Origin of the sequence: Thalassovita gelatinovora (assembly GCF_001458355.1) — a bacterium.
In the GTDB taxonomy this organism is placed as follows: Bacteria; Pseudomonadota; Alphaproteobacteria; order Rhodobacterales; family Rhodobacteraceae; genus Thalassobius; species Thalassobius gelatinovorus.
On record NZ_CYSA01000003.1, the window covers coordinates 202,246 to 220,789 of the forward strand.

Here is an 18,544-nt window from a genome sequence, read left to right on the forward strand (position 1 = left end):
GAACAGTGCGGGCGCATTCAGCCTTCGGGATTGGCGGTCGCTATGTCGAAGCTTTCTTCGGCCAATTCGAAACCGTCGAACCGAAATCCCGGTGAAACGGTGCATCCGACCAAAGTGTATTCGCCAGTCGTTTCGGCGGCCTGCCAATGGTGTTCGGGAACGATTAGCTGTGGCGATTGGCCCGCTCTCAAATCAGGTCCCAGAACATGATCACGGGCCGGACCGATCTCGGTTTCCGCCACCGACAGGATCAGCGGCGCACCTGTATAGTAGTGCCAAATCTCGACGGCATCGACCCGGTGCCAATGGCTGCGCTCTCCAGCTTGCAGTAGGAAATAGATGCAAGTGCCTGCAGGGCGTTCGCCGTCGTCGCGCGCTTCGATCCAAGTCTGGCAGTAATGCCCGCCTTCGGGATGGGGCTGCAATTGCAACTGCTCGATGATGTCTTGCGCGTTCATGACCGGCTTTTACCTGAGACCAAGGGGTAAGACAGCAGTAGAACAAGGTGGCACAGCGCGCAATCATTGCGGCCGGGATGAGTCAAGATCGGTGTGATCGTTGAGTGACCGTTAACAATCGGTATTGCTGTTTCCACCTTAAGGCTTGCCCTGCTACTTTAGGGGGCGGTACTACTTCATTAAATCACTTTGAGGTTGGCCTATGGAATTGTTGTTTTTTCTTTTGAGCCTGGGTGGTATTGCGGCTTTGTCGGGTATCTTGGAGGATGAAGGTTCAGCGCAGGATACGGGTGGGGACGATGAAAGAGATATCGACGTCACGGCCATAGAATATGCCCCAGGAGAGTCTCTTCATCCAATATTGCTGCTGAATGACGCTGCTGTGCAAGCGCAGGAGAGCGATTTGCACCTGTCCACCTATGATCTGAGCGAGGTGGAGACCGACGCAGATCGTATTGCGATTCTGTTTGACGAAGATTTCACAATTGAAGAACAATCAAACCTTCACATCGAGCGGAACGATGCAGGGGACATTCTGGTTCAAAGCGGCTCTGACACGGTGGCGCTGCAAGGCATGACGGACTTGCCAGACGGGTTGCTGGAAATCCATATTGTACGATCTGGCTTCGACGATGATGGGGTTTTGCAGCCGGATGAAATTCAGCAAAGCTTTGAAAGCGTTTCGGTCGATTTTGGTGCTGAAAGCGCAGAAGTATTTACCGTGGAAGATCCGACACTTGATCTGGCAGTGGTGAATGGCGGCGGTGGGGACGACGTTCTTAGTGTGACGGGTACGACCACCCTGCGTGCCGAGCTGGGCACCGGGAATGATCTGGTGGATCTAAGTGCTGACGCAGCACCACTGGATGCTGAAAATAATGAGATTCGTGAATATACTGACAATGAATACGGATTCTGGGACCCCGATGGCGAAAGCGGGGGGCAATATATCTATGACTATACTCAGATCGGCACTGGGGAAGGCAACGACAGTGTCTTGCTGGGAAATCATACTGCGGTCGTATTTACCGGTGAGGGCGACGACAGCATTTCTGCAACCGGAGACGCCGTGGCCTATATCGATGCCGGAACCGGAGATGATCTAGTCGATCTGAGAGCGGACACTGTTGGCGGCAATGATCATTTTGCCATTGGTGGTGCAGGCAATGACCAATTTGAGGGCAGCGCCGGGGAGGATACTTATTTTGGCGCAGACAACTCAATTGGCGATGGCAGCAGTGACAGCGTTTCTGGTCATGGTGGCGATGATGTTCTTTATGGCAGCGCCGGCGCGGACGTGATTGAGGGTGGCGCTGGTGATGACCTAATTGGCGGCGTCCGAGACCTCCATGAATATTCCATAGATGTCACCGACTACGCCGATGGTGCGGCCGATACGATGGCTGGCGGCGCCGGGGACGACACGATCATCGGCGATGCTTATGATGTCATGAGCGGCAGCGAGGGCGCGGATCAGTTCTCGACTTATTGGCGCCCCAATGACAGCGATAGCGCAACAATTGTGACCGACTTCGACCCGGCCGAAGATCAGTTGGAAATCACCATCCATTTTGACGACATCCAAACCACGCCCAGCCATTGGGAAGATGATGAGGACTGGGAGGCGGGTATCCATCCTGATCTGGTTGATGTCGGCAGCGACACGCATGTGGTGTTTGAAGGTCAGACCTTGGCCGTGTTGCAAGGGGTCAATGGGGTTCCTGCCAGTGCGATTTCAGGTCAGGTATTCCTGCCCTATAATCGCTGGTGATCATAGCCCGCCCTCTTGGGGGGCGGGGTGGCAATAGATGCCGCGATGCTGCGCCCCTATCGGTCGGGGCGGTTTACGATAGCAAAACGCTTGTTCATTCCACGGCCTGAAAAAGCGGTGGTGCAGATCCGCGCATTGACGGCGCGCGGGAAAGGTCCTCGACGGTTTCAAAACGATCAACACGATTTTCCGACACAAGAAAAAGGCGGCCCCAAGGGCCGCCCTTCTTATTCATGCAAACAGATCCGTTTATTTCAGGATCGACCGACCGGCATATTCAGCGGTTTCGCCCAGCAGCTCCTCGATCCGGATCAGCTGATTGTATTTGGCCAGACGGTCCGAGCGCGACAACGACCCGGTCTTGATCTGACCGCAATTGGTTGCCACGGCCAGATCGGCGATGGTGGCGTCTTCGGTTTCGCCCGAACGGTGGCTCATCACGTTGGTGTATCCCGCGCGGTGGGCCATATCGACCGCTTGCAGGGTTTCCGTCAGAGACCCGATCTGATTCACCTTGACCAGCATGGAATTGGCCACGCCCTGTTTGATGCCGTCAGCCAACCGCGTCGGGTTGGTCACGAACAGATCATCACCGACCAACTGCACCTTATTGCCCAATTTCTCGGTCAGCAGCTTCCAGCCTTCCCAGTCGTCTTCGGCCATGCCGTCTTCGATCGAAATGATCGGGTAATCGTTGCAAAGCTCTGCCAGGTATTCGGCGTTTTCGGCAGATGTCAGCGATTTGCCTTCACCCTTCATTTCGTATTTGCCGCCCTCGTAATATTCGGTCGAGGCACAATCGAGTGCAAGATAGATGTCTTCGCCCGCCTTATATCCGGCCTTTTCAATGGCTTTGAGGACAAAGTCCAAAGCCACCCGGGTCGATTCCAAAGCAGGGGCAAAACCGCCCTCATCACCGATACCGGTATTGTACCCGGCCGCCGACAGTTCCTTTTTCAGCGTGTGGAACACTTCTGCGCCCATGCGGATCGCTTCTTTCACGTTCGCCGCCGATACCGGCATGATCATGAATTCCTGAATGTCGATCGGGTTGTCGGCGTGTTCACCGCCATTGATGATGTTCATCATCGGCACCGGCAGAACCCGCGCCGAGGTGCCACCGACATAGCGGTACAAAGGCTGTGCGGTGAAATCGGCAGCCGCTTTGGCGCAGGCTAGCGATACGCCCAGAATGGCGTTGGCGCCCAACCGGCCCTTGTTGGGGGTGCCGTCCAGTTCGATCATCGCTTGGTCGATGGCCACCTGTTCGGTCACGTCCATGCCGACCAGTTCTTCGGCAATTTCACCATTCACGGCGGCGACAGCTTCCAGCACGCCCTTGCCCAAATAGCGCGCGTTGTCACCGTCGCGTTTCTCAACAGCTTCATGCGCACCGGTCGATGCGCCCGAAGGAACTGCGGCGCGGCCCATGGTGCCGTCTTCCAAGATCACGTCGACCTCAACCGTTGGATTGCCGCGGCTATCGAGGATTTCGCGGGCGTGAATGTCGATAATGGTGCTCATTGGGTTGTTTCCCTTGTGAAAAGACCGTTTGAACGCGCTTTTAGAACCCCTTGGGCAGGGTTAAAAGGGGCAGGGAGCACGTTTGCGATAACGGGGACAGAAATAACGCCTTATGCGATGCCCGACATTTGCGACTGCGTGGTTTTGCGGGCCAACCGGCGTTCGCGCAAAAAGGTATAAAGCCCGGTCGCGATGATCAGAGCCGCCCCGGCATAGGTCAGAAGATCGGGACGTTCGTGCAGGAAAACAATTCCAAGCGCCATGGAAAAGACCATCCGGGAATAGCGGAATGGAGCCAGCGAAGATACTTCGCCGATCCGCATCGCCACCACCATCGCGGCATAGCCCGCAATGCCCAACCCGATGGCCGCGCCAATGCCGATGCCGCCATAGACCGATGGCAGGACCGGCTGATGCTGCTGCAGCAGCCCCAGGATTGGCCCGGCCAGAAGCAATGCCGAGAAACCTTGAAACGACACCACGCTGGTCGATACGGTTGCGGGCAACCGGCGTGAAATGACATCGCGCAGCGAAATCGACACCACGGCCCCCACGACCAGCAAAGTGGCGACCTCGAATTCGGCCGATCCGGGGCGGATGATCAACAACACACCGCCAAACCCGATCAAGATCGCCAACCAACGCCGCCACCCGACCTGTTCGCGCAGGAACAGCGCAGCCCCCATGGTCACGACCAGCGGCACCGCCTGGAACATGGTTGCAAAGGTCGCCAGCGGCACTGCAGACAGTGATACGATCACGAAAACCGCGCAGAACCCTTCGCTGACCGACCGCAGATAAAGAATACCGTGCCCGCGCAGTGGCGGAAACAAGGTTTCGCCCGATCTGATCGCGACCAGACCGAACATCGTCGTGCCACCGATGCCAAGGAAGAAGATCAATTCACTGGTCGGAATCGTTGCTGTCACCTGTTTGACAAACAGATCCTGCACCGCGAACAGCGCCATTGAGAGGGTGAAAAGCAGGTTGGCTTTGACATTGAGCATGCAGCGCGGTCCAGAATGAATGAGGCCGCACAGCAGAATCCCAAATCGCCACCGGATGCAAGAGTGACGTGCCGACCGTGGAATCAAAACCCAATGGCGCAAGGATCACCAATGGTGATATAGGGACAGGCATCAGTCTTTCTTGATCGGTACGCCATAGAGTTCAAGCCGATGCCCCTTCAAACGATAGCCCAGCTTCTGGGCTATCTTTTCCTGAAGCTGTTCAATCTCGGGATCGACGAATTCGATCACTTCGCCAGAATGCATATCAATCAGGTGATCGTGATGTTCGCGTTCAGCATCTTCATAGCGGGCGCGGCCATCGCCGAATTCCAGCTTGTCGAGTATCCCGGCTTCTTCGAACAGTTTCACCGTGCGATAAACAGTAGCGATGGAAATGCGCGGATCGCGGGCGCTGGCGCGGCCATAAAGTTCGTCTACATCAGGGTGATCATGTGAGTCCTGCAAAACAGCGGCGATGGTCCGGCGCTGACCGGTCATCCGCAGTCCCATCGCTTCACAGCGCGAAATGATCGTGTCTTTCATGGCCTTCCCCGATGTTCCGCAACTTGTTTAACGCTAGAACCATTATTGATCCACCCGCTTTGGGGTGGGCCGGTCAGGTATCAGCCTTTTCGCCCCGCGGCAATCGGCCCGTTCGGGGTCAGGGTTCCGCATTAAGCCGACCTTCCATCACCTTGACCGCATATCCCGACACCGTAACCGTACCGTTTTGGGTCTGAATGCTGATCACGCTGGGCCGCCCCATATCGTCGCCTTGATTCAGGTGCAGGGTCAGATCGCGCCCTTCCAGTTGTGCCAGATAGGCCCCAAGGGCGGCTGCGGCACTGCCGGTGGCGGGATCTTCGGGGATGTTATCGAGGGGCGCGAACATGCGGGCATGGATGGTGTTTTTATCGCGGACATAAGCGAATTGCGCGAAATCAAGCGTTGCAGGATACCGTTCCGCCCCGTCGCGAATGGCAGTTAGGTCGGTGACAATGGCAGCCAGTGCCGCACGGTCGGTCAGTTCCGTCAGGGTAAAGGGCAGGCCAAGGCTTACCATCACCGGGGCATGGGTGGTGGTGTCAATCCGGTCCTCATCCAATCCAAGCGCCCGCGCGATCAAAGCAGGGGCGGGGTATCCCAACAAGTCCAGATCTACCGGTGTCGTGAAACGCGCCGCACCGTTTTCGGCGTGGCAACTCAGCGGCCCCACACCCAGTTCCAACACCATCTCGGGACCGTGGCCCAAACTGGCCAAAGCGATGGCTGTGCCGATGGTGGGATGGCCGGCAAAGGGCACCTCCATCGTCGGGGTGAAGATGCGAAGCTTGGCGGTATGAGACGGATCTTGGGGTGGAAAAACAAAGGTGGTTTCAGAGTAATTGAATTCCCGCGCGATTTTCTGAAACTGCGCTTCGGCCAGCTTGGAGGCATCCGGAATTACCGCCAATTGATTGCCGCCATAGGGTGTTTGGGAAAAGACATCCAGAACTAGAAATTTGGTCATTCGGCGTCCCTCCCTCGTATTGCCTTTACCCTGCGCAGATCGGCCATCGGCAGCATGCCACTACCCCAGATTTGCCCTGTGCAGGAAAATCGCTCAGCGTGTTATCGATTACATCAGATCAGGTTCACGGCCAAACCTGTTGGCGACCTGTGCCACGCTCAACCCCTGAACGATGATCGAAAAGATCACCACCATATAAGTCGCGGTCAAGATCATGGTTTTCCATTCGCCATCGGGGATCGACAGCGCCAGCGCAACCGAAATACCCCCCTTCAACCCGCCCCATGTCATGATCGGGATCACCCCGCGGCCAAAATCGCGGAACGGGCGCAACACAAAAATCGGTATCGCAACCGCCATAAGCCGCGCAAACAGCGCCAGAACAATGGCCGCAGCCCCGGCAGTCAGGTATTGCATATCCAGCGTGACGGCGAAAACTTCGAATCCGATAAGCAGAAACAAGACCGCGTTCAAAATTTCGTCGATCAGTTTCCAGAATGCTTCGACATAGCGTCGGGTTTCTTCGGACATCCCGTGCTTGGCGCCGATATCGCCAATCAGAAGCCCGGCACAGACTGCCATGATCGGGGCGGACACGTGCATCCACACGGCCAGTTCGTAGCCCCCGAAAGCCAAACCAAGCGTAATCAGCACCTCAAGCGAATAATCGTCGATCAGCCGCATCACCCGAAAGGTCAGCCAGCCCAGAACGATACCAAGGATGGCACCGCCAAAAGCTTCTTGCACGAAAAGCGTGATCGCGGACATCGCGGTGGTTTCGTGATCGTCGCCATGTCCGCTGATCGCGGGAAAGGCCAGCGCGACCAGTACCAGAAACACTACATAGCCAACTCCGTCATTGAACAGAGATTCCCCCGCGATCTTGGTTTCCAGCGATTTGCGCAGGCTGGCTTCGCGCAGAACGCCCATCACCGCGACCGGATCGGTTGGCGATATCAACGCACCGAACACCAGCGCCACCATCAGCGGCATCCCGGTGATCCAGCTGAACCCGAACCCGACGACAACGGTGGACAGCCCCACACCAAGCGTCGCCATCAACACAACAACGGACCATTGTTTGCGCAGATCGGCAAGCTTCACATGCAGCGCCCCGGCAAACAGTAAAAGGCCCAACATCCCTTCCAGCAACGCATCGGAAAAATCGATACCCAGAATAACTTTTCGGGCCGTGGATGCCATATTCAAACCAGGCAGGACCTGATCGATCAACAGCACCGACATCGAAGCCAGAAGCGACACGATCAATATCCCGATGGCGGCGGGCAGCCGCAGGAACAGGTAATTGATCGCGCCGAACATCCCGGCCAAAACGATCAGGGTCGAAGTGATCTGAAGAAACGTCATGGGAAACTCATTTGATGCAAACCGTGATTTCCGGCTAGCACACTCGCCGAGATTACAAAAGTGTTTCGCGCCGAGCCTCAAGCCATGGCGATATCGGCCCAGATTGGCAAATGATCCGACGCGATCCGCGCCGGTTGTCCCCGATGCGCCTTGGTTCGAACGGCTTGCAGGTGATCGGACAACGCGAAACGGTCTAATGCCGCGACCGGACGCGGCGCGGGAAAGCTGGGGGCGGTCGGGATGAACCGCAAACCATGCGCGACCGTATCGAGAGGCCGCACCGACCCCCATTCATTGAAATCCCCGGCCAACACTGTCGGCATGTCGGGCAGGTCGCGCAAATGCCGGATGATCGCGCTGATCTGCATCAGTCGATAGCGGCGGATCAGTCCCAGATGCGCGCCGACCACCCGCAATGGGCCGATGGATGTGTCCAGTTCGGCCCGGATCGCACCGCGTGGTTCCAAACCCGGCAATTCTATATGCGCGGTTTTTCTCAATTTCACCCCGGGGCGAACCAGCATCGCATTGCCGTGCCAACCGATAGAGCCGCCAGGCTGACCGAATGGCAGAATCGTCCAGCCATCGTCTTCGATCATCTCATGGGGCAGGGCGGCCGGACGCGGTGGTAACCGCTTGTCTGCTTCCTGCAGCACCACCACCTGAGCGTCCAATCCCGCGATCACGCTAAGCGATCGGTCGGGTCGGCGCCGCAGATCCAAACCGACGCATTTTTGAAGATTGTAGCTTGCAATGCGACAGGTGGGTAAGGTCATAAAGACTGGATACAGGTTTAAGACAGGAAGTCACGGAATGTTTGCCCGACAAACATGGGTTGCCCGCACTCTCTGGGCGCTGCTGTTCATATTTTCAGCGGTCTCACTGATCGTCGGCCAGTGGTATCCGGCTTTTGTGGCGCTGGCGACATTGGCGCTTTCGCTGGCACCGCTGTTTCTGTCCCGTTGGGCCAAAGTGGTGATCCCGCCCAGTTTCATCGCCGCTGCGACGGTTTTCGCCGGCGCGACACTGTTGCTGGGTGAAGCCTTTGACTTCTACGATCGGGTTTGGTGGTGGGATATTGCCATGCACGGAACCGGTGCGGTGGGGGTGGGCCTGATCGGGTTCGTTCTTATTTTCATGATGTTTCAGGGCGACAAATACGCGGCCCCTCCGTATGCCGTCGCGTTGTTTGCCTTTTGCTTCGCGATGGCGGTGGGGACGATGTGGGAAATTTTCGAATTCACGATGGATTCCCTTTTCGGCTTCAATACGCAGAAATCGGGGCTGCCAGACACGATGGGCGACCTGATCGTCGATGGCGCAGGGGCCATCGTCGGGGCCTGGGCGGGATGGTTCTACCTTAAATCCCAGGAACAGGGCGGGCTGACTGGCGTCATCGACGAATTCGTGCGGCACAATCCCAGACTATTTCAGCGGCGGCGAAAATAAATTCCGCATCTTGACGCCGTCGGTGGTTCGGCTTCATTTGGCCCAATGGAAAGAAAAAACAGCATAGACGGGCTTGGCGCGATAATGTTGACAGGCTTTGCCGTTGTGCTTGCCTTCAACCAAGTCGTCGTAAAATTGGGGAATACCGGATTTCAACCGGTCTTCATGGCTGGCATTCGATCGGTCGGGGCATTGATCGTTCTGACCCTCTGGATGGTTGCGCGCGGTATCCCGATCCGGTTGTCACGGGAATTCTGGGCCTCGGGTTTTCTGTTAGGCGCGTTGTTCGCTGCGGAATTCATCTGCCTGTTCTGGGCGCTTGATCATACCACAGTAGGACGCGCGTCAATCCTGTTCTATACGATGCCTATGATCCTGTCGCTGTCAGCGCATTTCCTGCTGCCCGGTGAACGATTGACTCCCATCAGGGTGCTTGGCCTCGCGCTTGCCTTGGGCGGGATTGCCCTGGTCCTTTCGGTGCGCGATGGTGGCGAAGCCAGCCTGCTGGGCGATCTGGCTGCACTGGCAGCGGCCTGCGGCTGGGCCGGGATCGCATTGACTGCACGGCTGACCCGGATTTCGGAACAAGTGCCGGAATTGCAACTGTGGTGGCAATTGGCGGTTTCGGCGGTGATCCTGATGCTGGTCGCACCGTTCTTCGGCCCTTTGCTGCGGGACCCCTCGATCTGGCATATGGCGGGGCTTGCCTTTCAGATCGTCGTGGTGGCCAGTTTCGGATTTCTGTTCTGGTTTTTACTGCTCAAAATATACCCGGCCTCCGGTGTAGCCAGTTTCAGTTTCCTGTCACCGGTGATCAGCGTCGTTCTGGGCTGGCTGCTGCTGGATGAACAGATCGGGGTTCGGGTCATCTTGGCGCTGGTTCTTGTCGCCGCGGGGATCGTTCTTATCAACCGGCGCAGCGCCTGACATTAAGTCCCGCAAAACGTCTGCTGCACCACTTCTGTGGCCAGCGGCGGGCGGGTCAAGTCTTCGGCTTCCGGCTGATCTTCATAAGGGCGCGACAACACTTTCATCAGCCTTTCGAACGGTACGTAATCGCCTGCCCGTGCCGATTGAATCATCTGTTCCACCCGATGGTTGCGCGGGATGAAGGCGGGATTCACGCGGCGCATCAACGCCTCGGGTTCGGGCTCCACCTGCAAACGCTGCCGCCATTGCGTCGCCCAAGCATCGAATGCCGTCGGATCGGTGAATTGATCGCGCGCATCACCAGTGATCAGCGCCCGGAACGTATTGGTGAAATCGGCCTGATTGTCGGCCATCACTGTCAGCAAATCGCCGATCAGCGCCTCATCCTCCTCCGTCGCCGCAGCCAATCCGATCTTTCGCCCGAAGACCAAAATCCATTCGGTCCGGATCATGCCGGACATTGCATGAACCGCTTCGGTAAACGCCTTGATCGCAACATCGCTATCGGGCATCAGAGGCACAAGGCTGGTGGCAAGCTGCGCCATGTTCCAGGCGATCACATTGGCCTGATTGTCATAGGCATAGCGCCCACCATGATCGATCGAAGAATAAACCGTCACCGGATGATAGACATCCATGAAGGCCGCAGGCCCGTAATCGATGGTTTCACCCGAAATCGAGGTATTATCGGTATTCATCACCCCGTGAATGAAACCGATCGACAACCATTGCACCACCAGTTTCACCTGTCGTTCGATCACCGCCCGAAGGAAATCCAATGGCGTTTCGGCCTGCGGATAATGCCGATCGCGAGCATAAATGAAAAGCGCCTGCAGCGCCTCGATATCCTGCCGGGCGGCGAAATATTGAAACGTGCCCACCCGGATATGGCTGCCTGCCACCCGGGTCAGAACCGCGCCCGGCAATGGCTCTTCTCGATGAACGGTTTCGCCGGTGACAACTGCGGCCAATGCCCGCGTGGTTGGAATGCCAAGGCACTGCATTGCCTCGCTCAGCACATATTCCCGCAGTACCGGCCCCAACCAAGCGCGGCCATCGCCACGGCGGGAATAGGGCGTGCGGCCAGATCCCTTCAGTTGAATATCGCGGCGCATACCGCCCCGATCCACCACTTCGCCCAACAGAACCGCGCGGCCATCGCCCAACTGTGGTGAAAATCCGCCAAACTGATGCCCGGCATAGACCTGCGCCAGCGGTGCCGCGCCCTCCGGCACCGCATTGCCAGCAAAGACTTCGGCCATCTCGGACTTGCCTGCGGGGGCTATCCCCAATTCGGCAGCCAAATCCGCGTTGAACGCCACCAATTCCGGCGCCGTGACCGGATCGGGCATCACTTGGGTAAAAAAACGCGCCGGCAGCGCGGCATAGCTGTTATCGAAGGGGATTTTCATGCTCATGACCGTCACCTAAGCCGTTGGTACGAAATGACAAGGTTCAACACTCCAACGTCATCAGCATATGGTCCGAATGTTCCCCAAAGCGCAACTTTGCAAAGAAACGGCGGGTTTTCTCATCGTCCCGGTGCAATTCCAGATGCAGCGCCTTCAACCCGGCACCGGCCAGCGCCTTTGGCAGCGCGGTCAGAACTTCGGACCCTATGCCACGCCCGCGCACGCTGGGGCGGACAAAGATTTCATCAATGATCCCGGTCAGACCACCATATTCCAACGACCATCCGAAGCTGATCACCACATGACCGATCGGGGCTCGTTGCGGACCGAACAGATAAACGACCCCATGTGGCGATCCTTGCAACAAAGGCATCAGCGCCGCGATGCGATCCTCGTCGCGACGCGCAATCCCTTGGTCTTCTTGAAACGCCTGCACCTGCGGCAACAACCGTTCCAGATCGTCGGGTCCGGCCAGATGCAGCGCGGTCATAACCGTGCCAATCGTTCGGTAAGCAGGGTAAAAAATCCATCCGCATCGATCTCCCCCATGAACATCACATTCGGCGCCCGCCCCGATACCCGCCACCAATCCGCCACGGTCATTCCCATTGTCAGCTCCGAACTGGTTTCGATCTCTACATTGATATGGCGCCCGGTAAACAGCTCTGGCCGGATCAGATAGGCCGTGACGCAAGGGTCATGCAAAGGCGCCCCCAGCGAGCCATATTTTTCTTTGTCATAGCGTTCAAAGAAATCGGTCATTTCGGCCACCGCCACCCCGACCCGGGTGCCAATGGCGCGCAAGGCGTCATTACGGGCCGGCGTCACCAACGCCTTATGTGTCACATCCAGCGGCATCATGGTGATCTGCACACCCGACCCGAAAACAATCCTTGCCGCCTGCGGATCGACATAGATATTGAACTCGGCGGCGGGGGTGATGTTGCCCACCTCGAAATAAGCCCCGCCCATCAGCACGATTTCACGGACCCGCTGCATGATGTCGGGGGCTTTTTCAAACGCCATCGCGATATTGGTCAGCGGCCCCAATAGGCACAACGTCACCGATCCCGCAGGTTCCGCGCGCAGCATGTCGATGATGAAATCGACTGCATGACCGTCCTGAACCTGCATTTTCGGATCGGGCAGGACCGGCCCGTCCAGCCCGGTCTTGCCATGCACATGTTCGGCCGTCACCAATTTGCGCCCCAGCGGACGGTCGCAACCGGCAAACACCTTTATATCCGGCCGTCCGGCCAATTCACAGATCTTGCGCGCGTTCAGTTCGGTCAGCGACAAAGGCACATTGCCCGCCACAGCCGTGATCCCCAGGACCTCGATCTCTTCGGGGCTGGACAGCGCCAGCAATATGGCAACCGCATCGTCCTGACCGGGATCGGTATCGATGATGATCCTGTGTCTATCCATGCGCGTCTCCTTAGATAACGAAACCCTTTCAGGTTCAATCGACGAAGTCCAGCGACCTCCCGCACATGTCGGCCATTGGCACAGACTTGCCAGTTTCTTCTTGGTCAAATACGCACCGTCGCAACCACCATGTCCGCGTACCGCAACAGAAAAAGGCGGCCCCTTCCCGCAAGCCAATGACCGGATGTGTTGCACGGCCCCTCGGGCGGTGTTGTGTTTCGAATGCCCGGTCTCGGTACGGTGAACCCATTTGGTCTAAGGTGAAATTGGTCTCAGCGTCATTCAGTTGCGCCGTCCGTCATACCATTTCCATAGGGAGTTGTTGGGCGTCGCTCCATTGTCTTGGTGACTGCCCGTACATGCGTTTGAACTCTCGGCTGAACTGTGACGGGCTCACGTAACCCACATCCATGGCCGCTTCATTCACGGTTATACCCCCGGCAATCTTCATCGCAGCGGTGTTGAGGCGCATCGATTTCACAAACTGAATGGGCGACATTGTTGTTGCCTGCTTGAACTTGCGATGAAATACAGCGCGGCTCATTCCCGCGCGGGTGGCCATATCGTCTATCGAGATCGGCTCGTTCAAGTTGGACGATACATGCGCGATGGACCGCGCAATGGCATTGCCTGTGCCGAAGGTCTGTCTCGCGAAAAAGCCTGCTTCACCTTTCAGGATCGCGTAATACAGTTCGCGCAACCGCGCGTCCCCAAGGACGGCCATATCCGTTTCGTTGTCGCCCAATTGCAGCAGCCGCAACAGCGCATCCGTGAACGCCAGATCCCATTGCGCGAGTCTAATCCCTTGCGCACGCGGACCACCTTTGCCTGATCGGCGGGCACCCCCGGCAGTATCCATCTCCATGACCAGTTCGGTCATCACGCGCGGGTCCAATGAAATATAGACACCAAAGAGAGGGCTTTGCGGCGACGCAGCAGGTGTCCCCGCCGTCACCGGCATCGACATGGGGCAACACATATACCGGCTGTCGTCATAGACATATCGCTCGCCGTCCAGCACGGCTTCCTTGGCCCCGCTCACGATGGCAATCACACTGGGTTCGTAGACCGCTGGGACACAGGGAATCGACGTGGTTGCTCGGTAAAGCTTGACGCCCTTCACACCTGTTTCCATCAGCCCGTCCTCGCGGACCCTGCACTCTATGAGGTGCTTGATCTGTTGTTTGCTCATACGGCCAATCTATGTTCACCCCAACAGCCACGGCAACCACCCTGATACAATCAGGCAAGTATTCGCGATTATCTCGCCTATTTGGTGGCGTAAGCGAGAGTTATTTATCAGATCAAGATCGGAACCCCATACCGCACGGTCTGTGGCCGTCGCTGAACGGAGCATGAAAATGAAAGACACCCAATTCGGACCCAAGGGCTGGACACCAGAACGGATCGGCTCACTCGCTGGTAAAACCTACGTTATCACCGGAGCCAATGCCGGTGCGGGTTTTCAGGCGGCGCGCATTCTTCTGTCCAAGGGCGCGAAGGTGGTGATGCTGAACCGCAGTGCCGAGAAATCGACCGCCGCTATCGAGACTCTGAAACAGGAATTCGGCGCGGGTGCCGACGTAAGCTTTGTCCGCATGGATCTCGCTGAACTTGCCACCGTGCGCGCGGCGGCGACAGAGGTATTGAAAACCGTTGCCCAGATCGACGCGCTGATCTGCAACGCCGCCATTGCGCAGGTGCCAACGCAGACGTTCACCAAGGACGGGTTTGAAAGCCAGCTTGGCACCAACCATTACGGCCATTTCGTGCTGTGCGGGATTCTTTTCGACAAGATCGAACGGTCGAAAGGGCGTATCGTTGTCGTCGCAAGCCTTGGCTACAAGATGGGGCTGCGGACGATCCAGTTCGACGACATGAACTGGGACAAGAATTACAGCGCCAATCCCGCCTACAGCCAAAGTAAACTGGCGCAGATGATGTTTGCCTATGAATTGCAAGACAAGGTTAAAACCGCAAGCAAGACCGTCGAGGTCTATGTCTGCCATCCCGGGTCATCCGCTACCTCGTTGATCAGCACCAGCGGCAGCCTTACCTCAAGGATCGTGTTCGGGCTCATGTCGCTGTCGCCAATGGTCCAATCGGCCAAAAAAGGGGCCTATCCAGAAGTCATGTGCGTCACCGAAGATGGATTGGAGCAACGGGCGCTCTACGGTCCCACAGGTCGAATGGAGTGGGTCGGTCCAGTCGGCAAGGGCACGCTGGAACCTTACGCCTATGACAAACCTGTCATGGAAAAGCTGTGGGATAGGTCCGAGACGGAAACGGGTTTTCGTTGGAGCTGGTGAGTGAAAAGCGCGCGGCGTCGTTTCGCGCCTCACGCGCTTTTTCGGAGATTGGGGGACTGTGCAGCATTTGTTGACGTGGGTTCAGGGCGGATAATGCCGAGGGATTGATCATGCATGCGGTGCCGTACCACCCGCACCCCTTTGGCAAGGGGGGCGGCCCTCTTCGGAACCGCCCCAACCGTGTGATTTTGTCTTTTCAGCCGTCGAAATCGACTTCTTCGGTGATCCGTACCGCAGCGGGGCGCAGCTTTGCCACATCCATCAGATTGACATTATCAGCGGTGAAATCGCCCCAGCTTTTAACCAGATCACCCGGCTCGACCCCCGGTGCGATCGGATATTCGTGATTGGCCTCGGCATAAATCTTCTGCGCTTCGGGCGTGGTTAGAAATTCCATCAGCTTCAGCGCGTTTTCCTTGTTCGGTGCAGATTTGGTCATCGCAACGCCGGATATGTTCACATGCGCTCCACTGCCTTCGAACACCGGAAAAACGATATTGACGCTTTCGGCCCATTCCTTCTGTTCCGGATCTTCCAGCATCTCACCCATATAATAGGTGTTGCCGATGGCGATATCGCATTCACCGGCCCAGATCGCCTTGACCTGCGCCCGGTCGTTGCCTTGCGGTTTGCGGGCCAAATTGGCCTTGAGACCTTCCAACCATGCCTTGGCACCGTCTTCGCCCAGATGATGGATCACCGCCGCAGTCAGCGCGACATTATAAGCGTGGGTGCCCGAACGGGTGCAGATGCGACCTTTCCATTTTGGATTGGCCAGATCCTCATAGGTGGTGACTTCACCCGGTTTAACGCGGTCCTTGCTGGTATAAACCACACGGGCACGGGTCGTCAGACCCCACCATTGTCCCTCCGGATCGTGATAGGCGGCAGGGACGTTGGCAACCAGAATATCGCTGTGAACCGGCTGGGTCAGCCCGGCGTCGACCACTGCAGCGAGACGCGAGATATCGACCGTCAGCACCAGATCAGCAGGCGAACGCTTGCCCTCGGCGGTCAGTCGTTCAACCATGCCTTTGCTCAGATAGGCGACATTGACCTCGATCCCGGTTTCCGCCTCAAACGCGTCCGTCAGCGGCTTCAGCAGGTCAGGCTGACGGTAAGAATAAAGATTGACCTCTTCGGCCATCGCCGGGGCTGCCAGTGCAAAGCTCAGCACTGCCAACGCAATGGGTTTGAATTTTGTGAGCATACAACACCTCCGATACTCAACCGTCATTTGCGCGAACATAAACCCGACTCTTTCAGTCAGGTCAATACCCAATCAAAACAATCAACTTTCCGAATATTGTCCGCGTTCTTCCAGTTTGACCCGGTTCCACATCGCATCCATTTCATCCAAATCCGATTCAGATGGCGTTTTACCGATCTCGGCCAGCTTGGCTTCAACCCCTTCAAACCGGCGAATGAATTTGGCATTGGCGGCGCGCAAGGCGGCTTCGGGTTCGATTTTCAAATGCCGGGCCAGATTCGCCATGACAAATAAAAGATCGCCGAATTCTTCCTCGACTTCCTTTTGAGTCAGATCGTTACGGGCCTCGGTCAATTCCTCGGCCTCTTCCTTGATCTTGTCGAGAACGTGATCGACATGCGGCCAGTCGAACCCGACCCGGGCGGCGCGCTTTTGCAGTTTCACCGCCCGGAGCAGGGCCGGAAGCCCGACCGCGACACCGTCAAGCGTGCCTTTTTGAGCCTTCTGCGCCCGTTCCGCGGCCTTGATCTGTTCCCAGTCGACGGTCTGTTGAGCGGCGGATTTATCACGGCTTTCATCACCGAACACATGCGGATGCCGGGCCACCATCTTGTCCGACATGGTGTCGGCCACGTCATCGAAGCTGAACATTCCGGCTTCTTCCGCCATCTGGGCATGGAATACCGATTGGAACAGAAGATCGCCTAATTCGCCTTTCAATTCATCCCATGCCTGCCGTTCGATCGCGTCGGCGACTTCATAGGCTTCTTCGATCGTATAGGGCGCGATGGTGCTGAAATCCTGTTCGATATCCCACGGGCAGCCGGTTTTCGGATCCCGTAATCGGCGCATGATTTCCAACAATCGTGGCATACCCCCGTTGGGATCGTTTATCAGCTTCTCATCGGGCATTGCGGCGGCTCCCATATTACGATTGAGTGTGACCCTGACCGTTACACCTGCCGGAGTCCAGTACATGGCCGTGATCAATCGCATCGCCGGGTTCGCCGACGAAATGACCGCTTGGCGGCGGCATCTGCATCAGCATCCCGAGCTTAAGTTCGACTGTTATGAAACAGCTGCTTTCGTCGAATCCAAACTAAAGGAATTTGGCGTTGACGAAATCCATTCCGGCATCGCCAAAACCGGCATCGTAGCGCTGATCAGGGGGCAGGGTGGTGACCGTACAATCGGCCTGCGTGCCGATATGGATGCTTTGCCGATCGAAGAAGAAACCGGGGCCGATTACGCCTCTGTCACGTCGGGCGTCATGCATGCCTGCGGCCATGATGGACATACGACAATGTTGCTGGGCGCGGCAAAATACCTGTCCGAGACTCGCAATTTCGAAGGCACCGTCGCGTTGATTTTCCAACCTGCCGAGGAAGATGGTGGTGGTGGTGGTGTAATGGTGGAAGAAGGTATCATGGACCGTTTCGGTATCGAGGAAGTCTATGCGCTGCACAATGCGCCGGGGTTTGCCGAGGGCGGGTTTTACACCACGCCGGGGCCACTGATGGCGGCGGTAGATACGTTCCATATCAATATCAAAGGCATCGGCGGTCATGGTGCGATGCCGCATGAGGCGCGCGATCCGGTAATCGCTGCCGTGGGGATCGTTCAGGCAATCCAATCGATTTCCAGCCGCAATCACTATGCTCTTGACGATCTGGTGATCTCGGTCACCCAGATCCACACCGGATCGGCGGAAAACATCATTCCAGAAACCGCCTATATCAATGGCACCGTGCGCAGCTTTGACAAGGACGTGCAAGCGATGGTGATGCGACGGATGCAGGAAATCGTCGATGGGATGGGGCCAGCCTATGGGGTTGAAGCGTCGCTGAATTACGAAGTCTGGTATCCGCCCACCATCAACGATCCTGCCAAGACCGCGTTTGCCGCCGATATCGCGCGGCAGATCGCGGGCGACAACAATGTGATCGACGATGCCAGCCGCGAAATGGGGGCCGAGGATTTTTCGTATATGCTGCAAGCGCGACCCGGGGCGTATCTGTTCCTTGGTGGCGGCGACGGGGCAGCACTGCACCAGCCGAAATTCGATTTCAACGATGCGATTGCACCGATTGGTGCGTCCTTTTTCGCCCGCTTGATCGAAACCGCACTACCGACCAACAACGAGTAATGTTGACCGGGGTGCATGG

18 protein-coding genes are annotated in these 18,544 nt (G+C 57.0%); 5 read left to right on the forward strand and 13 right to left on the reverse strand.

Annotation, left to right across the window (positions count from 1 at the left end; translation table 11 throughout):
- Positions 1–17: 17 nt before the first annotated feature.
- Positions 18–458: a cupin domain-containing protein gene (locus TG4357_RS01300; protein WP_058261059.1), complete on the reverse strand. Its 441-nt coding sequence runs from the start codon at positions 456–458 to the stop codon at positions 18–20.
- Positions 459–660: 202 nt separating this feature from the next.
- Between TG4357_RS01300 and TG4357_RS01305 the strand changes: the two genes are divergently transcribed.
- Positions 661–2,229 (forward strand): calcium-binding protein, encoded by a 1,569-nt coding sequence (locus TG4357_RS01305; RefSeq protein WP_058261060.1) that lies wholly within the window; start codon positions 661–663, stop codon positions 2,227–2,229.
- 249 nt (positions 2,230–2,478) lie between these two features.
- Here TG4357_RS01305 and eno read toward each other — a convergent pair whose 3' ends face one another.
- From eno to TG4357_RS01335, 6 genes are all read right to left on the reverse strand, one after another.
- Entirely contained in the window at positions 2,479–3,753 is a 1,275-nt protein-coding gene (eno, locus tag TG4357_RS01310) for a phosphopyruvate hydratase (RefSeq protein ID WP_058261061.1), read from the reverse strand.
- A gap of 110 nt (positions 3,754–3,863) precedes the next feature.
- On the reverse strand, positions 3,864–4,760 hold the full coding sequence (locus TG4357_RS01315; protein ID WP_058261062.1) for a DMT family transporter: 897 nt from the start codon (positions 4,758–4,760) through the stop codon (positions 3,864–3,866).
- Between the two features lie 132 nt (positions 4,761–4,892).
- The gene (locus TG4357_RS01320; protein WP_058261063.1) at positions 4,893–5,306 is read right to left on the reverse strand and encodes a Fur family transcriptional regulator; all 414 of its coding nucleotides are present in this window, start codon (positions 5,304–5,306) and stop codon (positions 4,893–4,895) included.
- 118 nt (positions 5,307–5,424) lie between these two features.
- Positions 5,425–6,273 carry a PhzF family phenazine biosynthesis protein gene (locus TG4357_RS01325; protein ID WP_058261064.1) on the reverse strand — a complete coding sequence of 283 codons (849 nt, stop codon included), beginning with the start codon at positions 6,271–6,273 and terminating at the stop codon, positions 5,425–5,427.
- A gap of 108 nt (positions 6,274–6,381) precedes the next feature.
- The gene (locus TG4357_RS01330; RefSeq protein ID WP_058261065.1) at positions 6,382–7,641 is read right to left on the reverse strand and encodes a cation:proton antiporter; all 1,260 of its coding nucleotides are present in this window, start codon (positions 7,639–7,641) and stop codon (positions 6,382–6,384) included.
- A 77-nt stretch (positions 7,642–7,718) separates the two neighbouring features.
- Positions 7,719–8,417, reverse strand: coding sequence for an endonuclease/exonuclease/phosphatase family protein (locus tag TG4357_RS01335; RefSeq protein WP_058261066.1), 699 nt, complete (start codon positions 8,415–8,417; stop codon positions 7,719–7,721).
- Between the two features lie 37 nt (positions 8,418–8,454).
- Between TG4357_RS01335 and TG4357_RS01340 the strand changes: the two genes are divergently transcribed.
- Positions 8,455–9,090, forward strand: a complete 636-nt coding sequence (locus TG4357_RS01340; RefSeq protein WP_058261067.1) for a DUF2238 domain-containing protein — start codon at positions 8,455–8,457, stop codon at positions 9,088–9,090.
- Positions 9,091–9,174: 84 nt separating this feature from the next.
- Positions 9,175–10,017, forward strand: coding sequence for a DMT family transporter (locus TG4357_RS01345; RefSeq protein ID WP_306345471.1), 843 nt, complete (start codon positions 9,175–9,177; stop codon positions 10,015–10,017).
- Between the two features lie 2 nt (positions 10,018–10,019).
- On the opposite strand, the gene TG4357_RS01350 is transcribed toward TG4357_RS01345, so the two are convergent.
- From TG4357_RS01350 to TG4357_RS01365, 4 genes are all read right to left on the reverse strand, one after another.
- Entirely contained in the window at positions 10,020–11,438 is a 1,419-nt protein-coding gene (locus TG4357_RS01350; protein ID WP_058261069.1) for a protein adenylyltransferase SelO, read from the reverse strand.
- A gap of 37 nt (positions 11,439–11,475) precedes the next feature.
- On the reverse strand, positions 11,476–11,922 hold the full coding sequence (locus tag TG4357_RS01355) for a GNAT family N-acetyltransferase (protein WP_058261070.1): 447 nt from the start codon (positions 11,920–11,922) through the stop codon (positions 11,476–11,478).
- Entirely contained in the window at positions 11,919–12,860 is a 942-nt protein-coding gene (locus tag TG4357_RS01360; protein WP_058261071.1) for a nucleoside hydrolase, read from the reverse strand. Before TG4357_RS01360 ends, TG4357_RS01355 begins: the two co-directional genes overlap by 4 nt.
- Before the next feature lie 298 nt (positions 12,861–13,158).
- Positions 13,159–14,052, reverse strand: coding sequence for an AraC family transcriptional regulator (locus TG4357_RS01365; protein WP_058261072.1), 894 nt, complete (start codon positions 14,050–14,052; stop codon positions 13,159–13,161).
- A 169-nt stretch (positions 14,053–14,221) separates the two neighbouring features.
- Here TG4357_RS01365 and TG4357_RS01370 point away from each other — a divergent pair, with 169 nt between their 5' ends.
- Positions 14,222–15,169, forward strand: coding sequence for an SDR family oxidoreductase (locus TG4357_RS01370; RefSeq protein WP_058261155.1), 948 nt, complete (start codon positions 14,222–14,224; stop codon positions 15,167–15,169).
- Between the two features lie 196 nt (positions 15,170–15,365).
- On the opposite strand, the gene TG4357_RS01375 is transcribed toward TG4357_RS01370, so the two are convergent.
- Entirely contained in the window at positions 15,366–16,379 is a 1,014-nt protein-coding gene (locus tag TG4357_RS01375; RefSeq protein ID WP_139193586.1) for a Fe(3+) ABC transporter substrate-binding protein, read from the reverse strand.
- An 81-nt stretch (positions 16,380–16,460) separates the two neighbouring features.
- Positions 16,461–17,291, reverse strand: a complete 831-nt coding sequence (gene mazG, locus TG4357_RS01380; protein WP_058261073.1) for a nucleoside triphosphate pyrophosphohydrolase — start codon at positions 17,289–17,291, stop codon at positions 16,461–16,463.
- A 64-nt stretch (positions 17,292–17,355) separates the two neighbouring features.
- On the opposite strand from mazG, the gene TG4357_RS01385 reads away from it, so the two are divergent.
- The gene (locus TG4357_RS01385) at positions 17,356–18,525 is read left to right on the forward strand and encodes a M20 aminoacylase family protein (protein ID WP_058261074.1); all 1,170 of its coding nucleotides are present in this window, start codon (positions 17,356–17,358) and stop codon (positions 18,523–18,525) included.
- Positions 18,526–18,544 lie beyond the last annotated feature (19 nt).

Excerpts from the sequence above, each read along its gene's own strand:
- TG4357_RS01300 (WP_058261059.1), bottom strand. The coding sequence starts at position 458 with ATGAACGCGCAAGACATCATCGAGCAGTTGCAATTGCAGCCCCATCCC.
- TG4357_RS01305 (WP_058261060.1), top strand. The coding sequence starts at position 661 with ATGGAATTGTTGTTTTTTCTTTTGAGCCTGGGTGGTATTGCGGCTTTG.
- eno (WP_058261061.1), bottom strand. The coding sequence starts at position 3,753 with ATGAGCACCATTATCGACATTCACGCCCGCGAAATCCTCGATAGCCGC.
- TG4357_RS01315 (WP_058261062.1), bottom strand. The coding sequence starts at position 4,760 with ATGCTCAATGTCAAAGCCAACCTGCTTTTCACCCTCTCAATGGCGCTG.
- TG4357_RS01320 (WP_058261063.1), bottom strand. The coding sequence starts at position 5,306 with ATGAAAGACACGATCATTTCGCGCTGTGAAGCGATGGGACTGCGGATG.
- TG4357_RS01325 (WP_058261064.1), bottom strand. The coding sequence starts at position 6,273 with ATGACCAAATTTCTAGTTCTGGATGTCTTTTCCCAAACACCCTATGGC.
- TG4357_RS01330 (WP_058261065.1), bottom strand. The coding sequence starts at position 7,641 with ATGACGTTTCTTCAGATCACTTCGACCCTGATCGTTTTGGCCGGGATG.
- TG4357_RS01335 (WP_058261066.1), bottom strand. The coding sequence starts at position 8,417 with ATGACCTTACCCACCTGTCGCATTGCAAGCTACAATCTTCAAAAATGC.
- TG4357_RS01340 (WP_058261067.1), top strand. The coding sequence starts at position 8,455 with ATGTTTGCCCGACAAACATGGGTTGCCCGCACTCTCTGGGCGCTGCTG.
- TG4357_RS01345 (WP_306345471.1), top strand. The coding sequence starts at position 9,175 with ATGTTGACAGGCTTTGCCGTTGTGCTTGCCTTCAACCAAGTCGTCGTA.
- TG4357_RS01350 (WP_058261069.1), bottom strand. The coding sequence starts at position 11,438 with ATGAGCATGAAAATCCCCTTCGATAACAGCTATGCCGCGCTGCCGGCG.
- TG4357_RS01355 (WP_058261070.1), bottom strand. The coding sequence starts at position 11,922 with ATGACCGCGCTGCATCTGGCCGGACCCGACGATCTGGAACGGTTGTTG.
- TG4357_RS01360 (WP_058261071.1), bottom strand. The coding sequence starts at position 12,860 with ATGGATAGACACAGGATCATCATCGATACCGATCCCGGTCAGGACGAT.
- TG4357_RS01365 (WP_058261072.1), bottom strand. The coding sequence starts at position 14,052 with ATGAGCAAACAACAGATCAAGCACCTCATAGAGTGCAGGGTCCGCGAG.
- TG4357_RS01370 (WP_058261155.1), top strand. The coding sequence starts at position 14,222 with ATGAAAGACACCCAATTCGGACCCAAGGGCTGGACACCAGAACGGATC.
- TG4357_RS01375 (WP_139193586.1), bottom strand. The coding sequence starts at position 16,379 with ATGCTCACAAAATTCAAACCCATTGCGTTGGCAGTGCTGAGCTTTGCA.
- mazG (WP_058261073.1), bottom strand. The coding sequence starts at position 17,291 with ATGCCCGATGAGAAGCTGATAAACGATCCCAACGGGGGTATGCCACGA.
- TG4357_RS01385 (WP_058261074.1), top strand. The coding sequence starts at position 17,356 with ATGGCCGTGATCAATCGCATCGCCGGGTTCGCCGACGAAATGACCGCT.